The organism is Clostridioides sp. ES-S-0005-03, from assembly GCF_020658455.1.
Taxonomy (GTDB): Bacteria; Bacillota; Clostridia; order Peptostreptococcales; family Peptostreptococcaceae; genus Clostridioides.
Genome location: NZ_JACVWI010000002.1, coordinates 314,898 through 329,530 on the forward strand (window position 1 = coordinate 314,898; position 14,633 = coordinate 329,530).

12 protein-coding genes are annotated in these 14,633 nt (G+C 28.2%); 2 read left to right on the plus strand and 10 right to left on the minus strand.

Annotated elements, in window-relative coordinates:
* Positions 1–147 precede the first annotated feature (147 nt).
* Together IC218_RS10520 and IC218_RS10525 are read left to right on the plus strand one after the other, a co-directional pair.
* Positions 148–924 carry an IclR family transcriptional regulator gene (locus IC218_RS10520; protein ID WP_227433920.1) on the plus strand — a complete coding sequence of 259 codons (777 nt, stop codon included), beginning with the start codon at positions 148–150 and terminating at the stop codon, positions 922–924.
* A 263-nt stretch (positions 925–1,187) separates the two neighbouring features.
* Positions 1,188–2,333: an iron-containing alcohol dehydrogenase gene (locus IC218_RS10525; RefSeq protein ID WP_227433919.1), complete on the plus strand. Its 1,146-nt coding sequence runs from the start codon at positions 1,188–1,190 to the stop codon at positions 2,331–2,333.
* 148 nt (positions 2,334–2,481) lie between these two features.
* Here the strand turns inward: IC218_RS10525 and IC218_RS10530 are convergent, their stop codons facing one another.
* The 10 genes from IC218_RS10530 to IC218_RS10575 form a co-directional block, all read right to left on the minus strand.
* On the minus strand, positions 2,482–3,351 hold the full coding sequence (locus IC218_RS10530; RefSeq protein WP_227433918.1) for a L,D-transpeptidase family protein: 870 nt from the start codon (positions 3,349–3,351) through the stop codon (positions 2,482–2,484).
* An 81-nt stretch (positions 3,352–3,432) separates the two neighbouring features.
* Positions 3,433–4,146 carry a DUF434 domain-containing protein gene (locus tag IC218_RS10535; RefSeq protein ID WP_227433917.1) on the minus strand — a complete coding sequence of 238 codons (714 nt, stop codon included), beginning with the start codon at positions 4,144–4,146 and terminating at the stop codon, positions 3,433–3,435.
* Positions 4,147–4,381: 235 nt separating this feature from the next.
* The gene (locus IC218_RS10540; protein WP_227824372.1) at positions 4,382–5,764 is read right to left on the minus strand and encodes a dihydrolipoyl dehydrogenase family protein; all 1,383 of its coding nucleotides are present in this window, start codon (positions 5,762–5,764) and stop codon (positions 4,382–4,384) included.
* A 93-nt stretch (positions 5,765–5,857) separates the two neighbouring features.
* Positions 5,858–7,156, minus strand: a complete 1,299-nt coding sequence (locus IC218_RS10545; protein ID WP_227433915.1) for a cytochrome c biogenesis protein/redoxin — start codon at positions 7,154–7,156, stop codon at positions 5,858–5,860.
* A 124-nt stretch (positions 7,157–7,280) separates the two neighbouring features.
* Positions 7,281–7,613, minus strand: a complete 333-nt coding sequence (locus IC218_RS10550; protein WP_227433914.1) for a winged helix-turn-helix transcriptional regulator — start codon at positions 7,611–7,613, stop codon at positions 7,281–7,283.
* 422 nt (positions 7,614–8,035) lie between these two features.
* On the minus strand, positions 8,036–10,636 hold the full coding sequence (locus IC218_RS10555) for an alpha-mannosidase (protein WP_227824373.1): 2,601 nt from the start codon (positions 10,634–10,636) through the stop codon (positions 8,036–8,038).
* Positions 10,637–10,767: 131 nt separating this feature from the next.
* Positions 10,768–11,868: a PTS fructose transporter subunit IIC gene (locus IC218_RS10560; protein WP_227433912.1), complete on the minus strand. Its 1,101-nt coding sequence runs from the start codon at positions 11,866–11,868 to the stop codon at positions 10,768–10,770.
* Between the two features lie 15 nt (positions 11,869–11,883).
* The gene (locus IC218_RS10565) at positions 11,884–12,204 is read right to left on the minus strand and encodes a PTS fructose transporter subunit IIB (RefSeq protein ID WP_227433911.1); all 321 of its coding nucleotides are present in this window, start codon (positions 12,202–12,204) and stop codon (positions 11,884–11,886) included.
* A 2-nt stretch (positions 12,205–12,206) separates the two neighbouring features.
* Positions 12,207–12,665, minus strand: coding sequence for a PTS sugar transporter subunit IIA (locus IC218_RS10570; protein WP_227433910.1), 459 nt, complete (start codon positions 12,663–12,665; stop codon positions 12,207–12,209).
* On the minus strand, positions 12,665–14,629 hold the full coding sequence (locus tag IC218_RS10575) for a BglG family transcription antiterminator (protein WP_227433994.1): 1,965 nt from the start codon (positions 14,627–14,629) through the stop codon (positions 12,665–12,667). Before IC218_RS10575 ends, IC218_RS10570 begins: the two co-directional genes overlap by 1 nt.
* Positions 14,630–14,633 lie beyond the last annotated feature (4 nt).

The window sequence follows — 14,633 nt, forward strand, 5'->3', positions numbered from 1 at the left end:
ATCAAAAAAATCATCTATAAATATTTATAATTAAAGCTTATTTGCACATACTGTCATATATTTTATTTCTACATTGTAAATTATCACACAGTATGCTAAAATCAACATATTCTAACACTTTAAATTAACAAAGATAGGGGGAAATTTATGACTTCAGATAATCATCGCCCAACAGCTAGGATATTAGATATTTTAGAAGCATTAGCTGAATCTGAGAATGGATATACTCTTACAGAAATAGCAGATGCTATCAATGCTCCAAAAAGTAGTATCTTTCCTATAGTTCATACACTTAATGCTAGAAAATACATTACTATTGATAAAAATACATCTAAATATTCCATAGGTATACGTTCTTACACATTGGGGTCTTCGTTTTTTGAGAAAAGAACTATTTTTAACTACATAATTGATGAAATGACTAATATAGTTAATTCTTGTTCTGAAACTTGTCAACTTGGTATACTCGACAATAACGAAGTTCTTTATATTGGAAAAGTTGACTCTCCAGAGCCAATTAGACTTATTTCTTATGTTGGTAAAAAGATACCTGCTAATTGTACAGGTCTTGGTAAAGCACTTTTATGTGATTTTGATAAGGAAAAACTAATAAATTTATATCCAGACGGATTAAAAGGATTTACAAAAAAATCAATTACTGACTTTGATATTTTATATGACCAGCTTCTTGAAGTTCGTGAAACTCAAATAGCTTCAGAATGTGAAGAATCAATGGAATACCTAAAATGCCTTGCTGTACCAATAAGAAAAAACGGATGTATAAGGGCCGCTGTTAGCGTAACACTTCCACTTTTTAGGTCTAGTGAAGAAAAAATAGAACTGATAAAAAAATTACTTCTAAATGCACAAAAAAATATTCAATCTATGATGGAAGAACGTAATGAAGATATTATAATAAATTAGATTGATAAAAACAAAGTTGCTGACTTAATTACAGCAACTTTGTTTTTTTATGCTCTTTTTTATTTTTAATATTTTTATTGACATGATAAAAATACTATGTTAAATTCTAATCATAATCGTAATTACGAACTTAGTTCTTATATAAAAACTCACGATATATATTTTAACCTCAAAAACCAATATCTAATATGTGAATTAGTATAAGACTATTGTAGGTATGTATATTGTACATAAAAATTAATTCAAAAAAGGAGATTTTAACTATGAGTATCTATTATGTACCACCAATAAACTTACTTGGAAAAGGGTGTCTTATTGAATCTAAAGACTCAATTAAATCCTTAGGCACTAAAAAAGCATTTATCGTTAGCGATAAATTTCTAACTTCAAATGGTACTGTAAAAAAAGTAACAGATATGTTGTCTCAAATAGGTGTGAACTTTGCTATTTATGATGAAGTTAAACCAAACCCAACTGTGACTAATGTCAATAATGGACTTGAAATACTAAAATCAGAAAATTGCGACTTCGTTATAACTATAGGTGGTGGTTCTCCACAAGATTGTGGTAAAGCTATTTCTATATTAGCTACCAATGGCGGTGACATTAGAGATTATGAAGGTGTAAATAAAACTTCTAAAAAATGTCTTCCTATAGTTGCCATAACTACTACTGCTGGTACATCAGCTGAAGTTACAATAAATTATGTTATAACGGATGAAGATAGGCATGTAAAAATGATAATGGTTGATACAAATGCACTAGCTACAATGACAGTTAATGACCCAGAATTAATGATTAGTAAGCCAGCTAATTTGACAGCAGCTACTGGTATGGATGCACTGACTCATGCTATAGAAGCTGTAGTGGCTAATGGAGCTTATGATGTTACAGATTCAACTGCGCTATATTCTATAAAGCAGATATTTGAATATCTTCCTAGAGCTGTTAAAGATGGTAATGATATAGATGCTAGAGAACAAATGTGTTATGCTTGTTTTCTAAATGGAATTGCTTTTAGTAATGCAGGTCTTGGAAATGTACATGCTATGGCTCATCAATTAGGAGGTTTATATGATTTACCTCATGGAGTATGTAATGCTATGTTGCTACCAATAGTTGAAGAAGAAAATGCTAAATCTGCACCTTCTAAATTCCGTCCAATAGCTGAGATCATTGGAATGAATATACATGGCAAATCAGATAAGGAATGTGTTGATTTTGTAATAGATAAAATAAAAGCTCTTTCAGAAGAGGTAGGAATTCCAAAATCTTTAAAAGATGTTGGTGTTGATAATCCTAATTTTGAGTTGCTTGCTGAAAATTCTATGAAAGATGCTTGTGCTGGAGCCAATCCTGTTTTCTTTGATAAAGACAAAATTATAGAATTATTTAAGAAAATCTCTTAATATAATCACACTTATAAATTAATTATGTATATTTATAAGGGAGTGTCTCAAAATATTTTTATTTGATTATAGACACTCTCTTATTATCTAAACTAAATCCATATTTTTAATTTAATTTCAAACTCTTTAAAATTAATAAATAGTATTTTTAATGAATTATAACTGTTGTTGTGTCTGGTATATTGTCATATATCCACTTAGCATTTTCTGTACTTAGTCTTATACATCCATGGCTAAGAGCTTCACCAAGCCTAGCATCTATTATATAACTTCCTGTTGAATTATATAACACAGAATGATAATAATACCCACCTTTAATTCTAGTAGCGTACTTAACTGAATACTCATCTGTTCCAAAAGAAGGTTTTCTCCCACTTATATAAAAAATACCTGTTATAGTTGGAGTTTCAGGTTTACCTATAGTACATTCCCATTTATATAATTGACCCCAACCTCCATTATCTTTCTTAAAAATATAAGTGTATTTATTTTTAAGGTCTGTGGTAATTAGATAGTCACTAGTACTTTTAATGTTATTTTCATTAACAAATTTAGTCATATCAGTGTAAAAATACTTATAATCTAATTCATTAGGTTTATTTCCATCACTTGACAAGAAATAATTAAAAACATAACCTGTTTTATCATCATATATAACTTTACTCCAGTCCCCTTCTACCTGTAGAACTTCGACTCTAGACTTTTCAGGAATTACTGTAATTATAGTAGAAGTTGTAGACTTATCTTCTCTTAAATTTAAATTACTCCAAGCATATTCGCTTACTGATATTAAATCTCTGTATACATACCCTTCTTGAAAATTGTAGATTACTTTAATCCAATCATCTTCTTCATCTAGAACCTCTAATTTAGAACCTTTAGGTATTACAGTTATAATACTTGAACTTGTAGATTTCGCAGACCTCAAATTTACATTTACTAAAGCATATTTATATATAGGTGCTCTGTATTTTTTAATGTTTATTTTAAATAGCTTCACACATACCCATCCTCTCATATGTCTTTTTACAATACTTTATGAAATTCGATATATATTCGTTCTTCTATTTTTAAACTTACTCTGTATAATTAAAGGTTATTATCCATTTAAATTTACAATATTACAATCTTTAATATATTCTTCAATTATACTTCTAGCTACATTAAAATAACTTATACATTTATCAACTATAACAGCATCACTGCTAACTACTCTATCAAGTTTTTCTAATATAACATCTGCATTTTTTACTAGCTCTACTTCTGTTTCAATTTTCCATACCCTGGCATGTTCTAATATCTTATATCTTAGATTTCCAGAATTAGAAACTGGTGCATCTAAGTAAAATTTAATTTTTGTAGCCTTATATTTATTAAAAAACTTTCCTATTAGATTTAAAGCTTCTTCTGTTTTATCTATAATTTTATATGTTCCTCTAAGACCTGCTAAATCTCTTATATTTCCATCTCTACCTATGACTAGAGTTCCTCCAGATAATGCTACTTCTAGAGCTATTATCAAATTAAAACCATCTATGTATATAATTCCTTCATTTATTTTATCTAAGGAAAGTATCTTTGATTGTCTTATTTTATTTTTTTCATCAGTACATACTGCTCTCTTTAGTGCATCTCTTTGTCTTATTGAAAACTGATATCTATCTCCCACAAAAGTTACAACTGGGTCTATTTTATAATCTCTATTTATTAACCATTCTATTTCTTCTTGAGCCTTTACAAGTCTTACAAGTTCTTTACTTGAAAACCATCGTTTATCACTCTCATCAAAGCCTCTTTTAGATATTTTATTCATAGAATATTTCACCGCCTTAATATGAAGTTTGCTAATATTATCTTATCCATTTATATTATTCAATATTTAGATTATACCTTTTAATACTCTCTTAAATACAAAATAATTACTTTTTTACTATATTTATACTTTATAATGTAAAGAAAGGATACTATTAGTAACTTCTCATAGTATCCTTTCTTTAAAATTTATTTATAATGATAATTTTAGGCTTTATTTATATATTACACTTATTCTATACTTCCTTTATCATATTAGGAGATAAAACATCATTAAGAGCCTCTGTCATAGTTGGATGTGCATAAACACGGTCTCTTAAATATGTATATTCTACTTCTAAATCTATGGCTAACTGAATTAAATGTATAATCTCACTAGAATCTTCACATATCATGCTAGCACCAAGTATCTTATTGGAATTTTTATCTATTACGATTTTTATAAATCCATCTGTCTTTCCAATTTGTTTAGCTCTTGGAATTGCCTCAACTGGCATCTTTGCTACTAATACATCATATCCTTTTTCCTTTGCTTGTTTAACATTAAGACCAACTCTTGAAAATGCTGGACTTATGAATATAGCATTTGGTATATTTTTTCTATTACTAGTCGTTCTAGTCTTATTTCCAAATAATTGATTGATTATTATACGATAGTCATCTAGTGATATATAAGTAAATTGAGGACCTCCATTTATATCTCCTATAGCCCATATGTGTTTTTTATTAGTCTTAAGGTTATCTGATACTTTAATAAATCCTCTTTCATTTAACTCTATGCCTGCATTTTCAAGTCCTAAACCTTCAGTATTTGCTTTTCTACCTGTAGCAACAAGTATTATATCACTTGTTATTTCCTTTAATTCACTATTTATATCATATTCTACTGTAGCTAAATTAGAAACTTCCTTAATCTCTTTTACCTTTGCATTATTTATAATTTTTACATTTCTCTTTTCAAGTAATTTTATTATTTCTTCTGAATCTTCAATATCTTCATTTGGTAAAATCCCATTATTTGAATTTAATATTGTAACTTCTGTTCCAAAGGAACTATAGATGCCTGCAAATTCTAAACCTATAAACCCAGCACCTATAATTGTCATTTTTTTAGGTAAGGTTCTTAAATTCATAAGAGATTCACTATTATATACTATCTTATTGTTTTCAATACCTTTTATATTAGGTATAAATGATTTTGAGCCAGTATTGATAAATATATTCTCTGATACTAATTCATAAACTTCATTTTCAGTTTTTACTTCTACTGTATTTTCATCAATAAAAGTAGCCATTCCTGTAAATATAGTTACATTATCATTTGAATTTAATTTATTATAGTTAGCTTCTCTAAGCTTTGTAACCAAAGTTTCTTTTTTTTCTATAGCTTTTGCATATTCGATTTGTGCATCATTCCAAGAGTTTATATTTTTTACATTGTTTGCTGAATTTTCTAAGCTTTTAGTTGGGATACATGCTACATTTATACATGTTCCTCCATACATTTTATTTGACTTTTCTACTAAAGCTACCTTTAATCCTCTATTAGCTAAATCTCCTGCTAATGTCTTTCCACCTTTTCCAAATCCTATTATTATTGCATCAAATGTTTTTTTCATATAAATTTCAACCCTTTCCTTTGTTATTTATACTCTTACTATAACAAGATTTTCTAGGTGGTACAATTAGGTACTTTTTTGTAACCTTCTATATTAATACTTTTTATTTTTTTGATTTTCAATGAAAGACATCATAGTCTCTTTATTCATTGCTCCTGGAATGTACTGTGTTACATATCCTTCTTTATCAATTATAAATGTAGTTGGAAAAGCATTAATTCCATATTGATATGCTAATTCTCCATCTTCATCAAGTGCAACGGGAAAAGTATAGCCTTCATCTTTTAAAAAGTTAATTACATGTTCTCTTGAACCTTCTCTACCTAAATTAGGTGATGCTACACCTAAAATTACTACATCTTCATTATTTTTCTTATAATCCTTGTACAACTGCTCTATATGAGGCATTTCCTCTTTACATGGAGGACACCATGTAGCCCAGAAATTTAAAAACACAACCTTACCTTCATAATCACTTAATTTATGTGTTTTACCATATTGGTCAGTTAAAGTAAAATCAATAGATTTTATTCTCTCTTCATCATTAGAGCCGTTATCACTATTTTCATTATTAGATTCTTTTTTATTATCTCTGTTACCAGACTCTTCTTGTGTATTGCCATTAGAATTTCCTTGTTTATTATCTTCTTGATTCACACTTTGATTATTTTCAACTTTATTTTTTTGTGGAACATTAAAATGCTTGCTCACACTTTCAAACCCATTTATCATCATTAATATTCCTGATATTATAAGTATAGCTCCACCTATCTTTTTAATAATTTCCATATTAGATTTTATTTTATCTATAGTCTTAAATAACTTACTATAGAACATAGCTGTAATTATAAATGGCAAAATAAATCCAATGGTATATACTACTATTAAAAGATTTGCATTCAAATGATTAGTTGAACTAGAAACCATTACTAATACAGATGCTAATATTGGCCCAATACAAGGTGTCCACCCAAAACTAAATGTAAAACCAAGTAAATATGCTGTTATTGCTCTCATTTCTTTAAACTTTACATTTAATCTTTTTTCTCTATTTAGTATTGAAGACTTAATTATTCCCATATAAAACAATCCCATGATAATAATTATAATCCCACCTATAAACATTATTAAGTCTTTATTCTCATTAAAAAACATACTCAATACTCTTACTGATGAACCTAATATAAAAAAGGTTGTTGAAATTCCTAGAGTAAATAAGATAGTATTTTTAAATAGAGAACTTTTTATAAAATTAGTTTTTCCTTCTTTTAAATTTTCCACACTACTATTTGACAGTATACTTAGATAAATAGGTAGTATTGGTAATATACATGGCGAAAAAAACGATAATATCCCTTCTATAAATACCACAAATAAATTTATATTTTGCAAATTAAAGCTCCTCCTCATTCTATTTACATTATTACAATAAAAAATTATGTCCTTTTATTGCTTTTACTTTTATTCTCACGATAGCCTAATTAAGTCACTGTAAATTCAAAAGTAATTTAAAAGCTTACTTATCGCAATTTAAATTATTATTGCTCCACATAATCATCTTTTCCATAACAGGAAGTAATAGTACCCCTGACTCACTTAAAAAATATGTTGATTCTACAATATTATTAATTGATTTTTTATTGTTGATTATAATTCCTTGCTCAATTAAAAAATCTAATTGTTGAGTCAACATTTTCTTACTACATTCTGGAATGGCTCTTTGTAATTCTCCAAATCTTTTTTTATCTTTTTGTAACTCCCATATTATTATAGCTACCCATTTTTTACCTAATATGCTTGATAATGCCTCTACTGGACAGTCATATATCATATCATCTATATTATACATTTTATCTCCTCTTTCTTTTTATTAATTATTAAGACATGCTTTTATTTAATTTATAAATGTTACAAATGTGTTGAGATTTACTAGTTTAAGGTTGTTAATATATATTTTAGTTTTAAAATATTTCTGAGGTTTCATATAATTACTATATCAGTTTTATAAATGCATCACAATTGGGTACTTTTTTGTAACTACATATTTATAACTACATAAAATATTTATAACTACATAAAATTAAAGTTAACTATATTAAATAAATTTAGCTCTTATATAATAATTCTTTATCTAAGTTCTTTATCCTGTTTTAATAATTTCTATATACAACATCAAACCCATACCTTGATATCTACCCAAAATTATACAAATTAAAAAATCTGACAGATATTTATCTGCCAGATTATTAAATGATAAACTTACTTTTACACTTATAAATCTAATAATATTGAAATAACTTCAAAAGGTGCTATTTCATATATTTGTTGTTCCTCTAATTCTTCTATTGCATTTATAACTTTCCCGTTTCTATCTTTAAATATTTGCTCATCTAATATCAACTTCTCACTTGTTGGATTTTCTAACCTTATTACAAACTTCTCTTTATCATAGTAAGAAAGATAACATGCTGATACAAGATAATTTTCTGGTAAAGATATTATCTCTAACTCTCTGTTCACAGATTTTTCAACAATTGACCTTTGAATCTTATTATCTATACGATATAAAAAGAAGTTATAATCCTGTAATTGATAATTTATAGATTCTTGCAAATAGTTATGAGTTAAACTTGCAACTTCTGATTCCGCAAAAGATTTAGAACTCATATATATTGCAAATGAAAACTCTACTTCTCTAAGTATTTGTGCCTTTTCAGTTTTAATTCTGATATGTCCCTTTTTAGTGGTATCTCCAGAAGCACGTCCTGGTCTATATAATAAATCAGGTTTTCCTAATTCATCTGTAGTAGCAAGTAAAGTCAGTGCTATTTCATCATTGACATGTTGATACTCCTTTATTCCTCTAGTAAAGACAGTACAACTTCTCTTATCATTAGTAAGTGTAATATTACTTTCCAAAGGTTCCAAATCTATAGGCATTTCACTATAAGTATTTTCCCAATTACTTAAAACCCCATTTTCTCTTGTTATATATCCAAATGGTAATGATGCTATATTTTTATTATCATTTATATCCGTTTTTACATGAACACGTAATCTATGATTACATATTGTATTGTTGACATGAAGTTTTACTTCTATCAATGGATTATCTTTTGATAAAATAATGCTAGCTCTTACATTTAATTTTCCATTGAGATTTTTATCTTTTCTATCTTCCAGTGTAAGTGGTAGTAAAGTTGTACCTTCAACTACTATCTTTTCATATCCTAAAGTTCTTTTTGTCGAAACACTATTAAACAAAAGTTCTATCTCGTCATCATCTTGTAATGGTGAGAAATCATAAGTATCTCCTGCATTTCCGCTATCTTTTAAAGTTAAAAAGTTTGATATATAAGTTCCATCTTTAAGTTGTAAATCCAAGCTTCCATCTTTATATATTACCTTGTATTTATCGTTAGATATAAAGGTATTATTAGACTCACTAAGTGACAACATCTCTTTATTACTTGTTTCAAAACTAATAACTTTATAACCAAGTGCAGGAAGTTGTATATTTATTCTTACTTTTAGTATATAATAACCTGGTTCTTCAATAAATATATTACCAGCAGGTGTCTCTTCCAATACATTTTCTCTTGGTTGTATGTAAGTTTCTTCAATTATAGTAGCATCTAAATTTTCTTTAAAACAAATATTTTTACTATTACTCACTACTTGTATTTCTTTATATCCATTAAATCTTTTAGCTTCTGAATTAAACACTAATACATCATTTTGAGATAACTTAAGCCCTTCTGAAATTTTCTTTACAATAGTATTTTCAATGCTATCACAGATTTCATTAGCTTCTCTTATACGGTGAAGAATATCATCTGTTACAGTATCAGTTACACAACCAGCCAAACTGTCATGAGCTTGCCCTTCTAAAAGCTTTTTCCATGTGTTTATTAATAATTGATTGCTTATTTCTATTCCACTCTTTTTAGCAATTACTAGTAATGGCTCTATTCTCTTAATTAATTTATTTTCAAGTTTATCACATGCTAATTTTATATCCATTCTACTAGAACCAATTGATTTATGTATTCTTGCAAGCACTGGTTCTCTAAATTCACCTCTGTAGCTTTCTAATGATTCTATGGATTTTACATATTTCAAAAAGTCTTGATATGAACTTGTTATATAAGAATACTTTCCAATATTATTAATCTCTTCAACTTTATTTTTAAAATCACCTATTATATTTAATTGGTCATTTCCTGAAGGTATTAATACCTCTTCTACATCACTATATGATTTAATAAAATCAATAGCGGGGTCTAATCGTCCATTGACATACTTTGGTGAAGGTTCTAAAAGCATACCAGTTCCATATCCATGTGGCATATTTACAGCATATATATACTTTTCTCCATTTAAACTTTTCCATTTAAAATACGGTGATTGAACTTGCTTTCCTAAGTGGATACCCCTCCAAAAGAAAATATTATCAATCCCTACATGTCTTAATAAAATAGGCATCTGTGCATTAAAACCAAAGGTATCTGGTAAATACCCGATTTTCATGTACTCACCATACTTTTTACTTTCAAATATTCCAATCATTAAATTTCTTAAAATAGATTCCCCTCTAGCGAAGAATGCATCTGTTTGTGTAAACCATGGTCCGATATATAATCTTTTTTCTTCTATTAATTTTTTAATACTTTCTATTTTTTCTTTATGTACTTGTGTATAATCATCCAAAATAGAAAGTTGTCCATCAAGTACAAAACTTACATCTGGATTACGCTCTAACTCATCAATTATATCTGTAAATAATTGCTCACTAAGTACTAATGCATCTCCAGAAGTAAAATACCACTCTCTGTCCCAGTGTGTATGATTAACAATATGTGCTTTTATCATTTATGCTCCTCTATTTCTTCATTTTAATATTTTTAGGCTGTAATCAAGACTCAACAATACTCAAAACTTATACTAACTATAAAATTTATATTAAACCTAAATTATTACTTTTCTTAAATTTTTATTGAATTTTAAGATTCCCATTCTGCTTCATCAAATTCATCATCTTCAAATTCATCATCTTCGATAACTGGATTTCCACGTAATATTATAACTAAACCTGCTACAATTACTGTTCCTACTGCAATTGATAATACATACATTGGCCAGTTTTCTACTGTAAACCATCCATAAAATCCACTAATTGGAGTTGCATTCACTGAACCTAATCCAACTGCCATAGCTGAGGCAATTGCTGTACCAATTACACATGATGGTATTACTTTTAATGGAGATTCTACTGCAAAAGGAATTGCTCCTTCACTAACTCCAATCAACCCCATTATAAGAGATGATTTACCAGCTTCACGCAGCTGCTTATTATATTTTTGTTTTGCTAATATAGTAGCAAGACCTAAGCCTAGTGGTGGTATAACAATTCCTACCATTGCTGCTGTATTAGGTGCGTAAATCCCACTTGTTAATAATGCAAGTGATGTTGTCAAAGCTGCTTTATTAACTGGCCCACCTAGGTCAACTGCCATCATTGCTCCAATAATAGCTGCCATCAATATCTGATTTGTACCTGATAATCCATTTAACCAATTTTCTAAGCCAGTATTTAATGTTGCAAAAGGAATACCTATGACATAATTAATTAATATAACAGTTATTAATGTTCCAAATACTGGTACTATAAATATTGGTACTATTGAAGCTGCTGACTTTGGTAATTTAACATTATTTTTAATAAATAAACATGTATATCCTGCGATTAAACCAACTGCTAAAGCTCCTAAAAAACCTGCTCCGATATCCTTAGCAATCATACCTCCAACAAGTCCTGGTACTATAGCTAATTTATCAGCTATAGAAAATCCTATAAAGGCTGCAATTACAGGAAACATTAATCCTAAAGCAGTGCCTCCAAAACCATCTAAATCATGTAATAATCTAACAATACTACTAGCACTTTCTGCATATTTAACGTCCCATATATCTGGTATATTATATAAAGAACCCCCTACACGAGATATTGCCATTATCATAGCACCTGCAATTACTAATGGAATCATATATGAGATTCCTGTTAAAACATGCTTTTTTAACTCAGAGACTATCTTTTTTAACATTATATTTCCCTCCATTTATTTAGTGTCAATTAACTTTAGTGCATCATTGATTACCTTTTCTGCATCTTTTATAGGTGCATTAACTGGTACTTCTAATATTTCTTTGCCTTCAAAACGTTCAGCATTTCTAACTTTAGTATCTACAGCAAATATTACTACTTCTGCAATTTGCGCATCTTTTTCAGTTAATTCATTGTCAATTCCAGTTGCTCCTTGTGTTTCAACTTTTATAAGATGACCCATTTTTTTTGAAGCCTTCTTTAATGCTTGTGCTGCCATATATGTATGTGCAACCCCTGTTGCACATGCTGTTACTGCTATAATTTTTCTTTTCATCTCTACATTTCTCCCTCATTAAATATTTTAATTACTTCTTGTGCTGAATCAGCTAATTTTAATGCATCCACATTGTCATCATCCATTAACTTAGTTGCCAATTTAGACAATAAGACAAGGTGGTTACTGTCTTTATCAATGTTACTTATAGCCAACAAGAAAATGCTATCTACTGGTTTTTCATCTAAGGCTTCCCATTCAATTTTATTTTTGGATTTTGCAAATATTATAGAAGATTTCTTAACAGCATCACTTTTCCCATGAGGAATAGCAATACCATTCCCAATACCTGTAGTTGCATGTTCTTCTCTTTCTAAAACAGACTTAACATATTCTTCTTCATTATCCACAATCCCATTTTCAACAAATATACTACTTAATTTTTTTATTGTTTCTTCCTTGGTAGTTGCATCAAGATTAAAAACAATCTGCTCTTCCTTCAATACATCTGATATTTTCACTATATATTCTCCTCCATTAGCAAATCGTACACTTCTTTTGGTGAAGTTGCACTTAATATGTTATTTATATTTTTTTTATTGTCAATGAAGTCATAAAAAACTTCATATATTTCATCAAGCTCCAAATTTTTGTCATTTTCTAATGAAATAAAGAAAACAACTTCTACATTTTCATTTCCCCATATAATAGGATTTTTTAAAGTTGCAACAGATATATTAGATTTTTTAATATAACTAGGATTAGCATGAGGTGTAGCTATATATTGAAAAGATGTGTAAGATAAATTTTCTCTTTCAATCGCACTTTCAGCTATACCTTCTTTCGCATAACCTCTTTTTATTAAGTTATCTGTTATACATCTAATTACATCTTCATAATCTGATGCCTCAATATTTAACAAAATATTTTCCTCAAATATTAACTTTTTAAAAGATTTAGATTTTCCAGAAGTAGTTCTTGGAACATTTTGTATGTTTTTCTCTAAAGTTCTTATATCATTTTCATTTAAAATAGGGCTAACTACTATAGTTGGAATAGTTTCTAATTCTAAATAAATAGTACTGATTACTAAATCTGCATCAATTTTACTAGATACTAATTCTTGGACAGAAAGTATCTTTTCAATCTTTACCATAGGGAAGTATTTTTTTAACCTTGCAGATAATAACCTAGAAGAACCCAACCCTGTACTACATACTAGAATTACCCTAATGCTTTGTGGTAGTTCTTTCATTCTTTCTCTAAAAGCTTCAAAATGTAGTGCTATATAAGCACATTCGTCATCATTTATTCGAATATCATATATAAATTCAATTACTTTTTTCAAGTTTAAAGCTTGTTCAAATGATAGAGAAAAGTTTTGCTTAATTGTGTTTACATATGGGTTTTTGATACTAAGACCATATGTCAATCTATTTATCGACGAATGTATATGTGTAGTTAATCCATCAATTAAATCTTTATCATAGGCTGTCTTATACAATGTATTTTTGATAATTTCTCGAAGATTTGAGATATTGTTTGTATTCGCTTCATAAGGTTTACTTGAATTACTTTTTAGTTCAGTAGTGTTTCTATGCTGGTCAGCAGCTACTAAGTGCAGATTTATATATCCAATTTCAGAATTTGGCAATAATATTGAAAATTTTTCTTCTAGTTGCTTTGCTAGATAATTTGTATTTGGCATTTGATTATTTTCTATCTTATTAGTATATAAATTTTCTTCTATGTATTCACCTTTTCTAATTCTTTCTACTGCTATAGCTAAATGAATAACCAGTGATTGAAATTCATAATCAGAAAACTCAAATTTTCTTTCCTCACTAAAAGTTCTAAGAATCTCAATAATGATAGATAAATCATCCTCAAAAAAGATACCATTCACATCTGCTTGTATCTTTTCAAAAGCTTGATAAAAACTTTCTTGTTCTTGCTTAATATACCAATTTCTACTCCAAAATTTATGTATAAACTTAGCAGTAAGCTGTCTTTTGTCTCTTTCACTTATATTCAATTTAATTCCTTTACTAGGTTTCTTATATATAGAAACTCCTTCACTTTTTAGTAATTTTTCAACCTCAGCTAAATCTCTTTCAATTGTTCCTCGACTTATATATAATTCTTCAGAAAGTTGTTGTATAGTAATATAATCATTACTTTTTAACAAAATTGAGTATATATATATAACTCTCTCCTCTCTTGTTGTAGGAATTTGACTTCCTTTATTATCTAGGTAAGGAAGTATTTTTCTTAAATCTCCTTCAATATAAACACCTATTTTAGGTTTTCTCACTAAAGAAAGACCTATCTTTTTAAGTACTATTTCTACTTCTTTGAGAGATTTTGAAACTGTTTTTTCTGAAACATCTAAATCATCTGCTATTGCTTTAACAGTTGTATGACCTTCTTTTAATAAAAACTTTATTATTCTAATTTCACGATTTTGAATCATATCAGTTAACATTTTC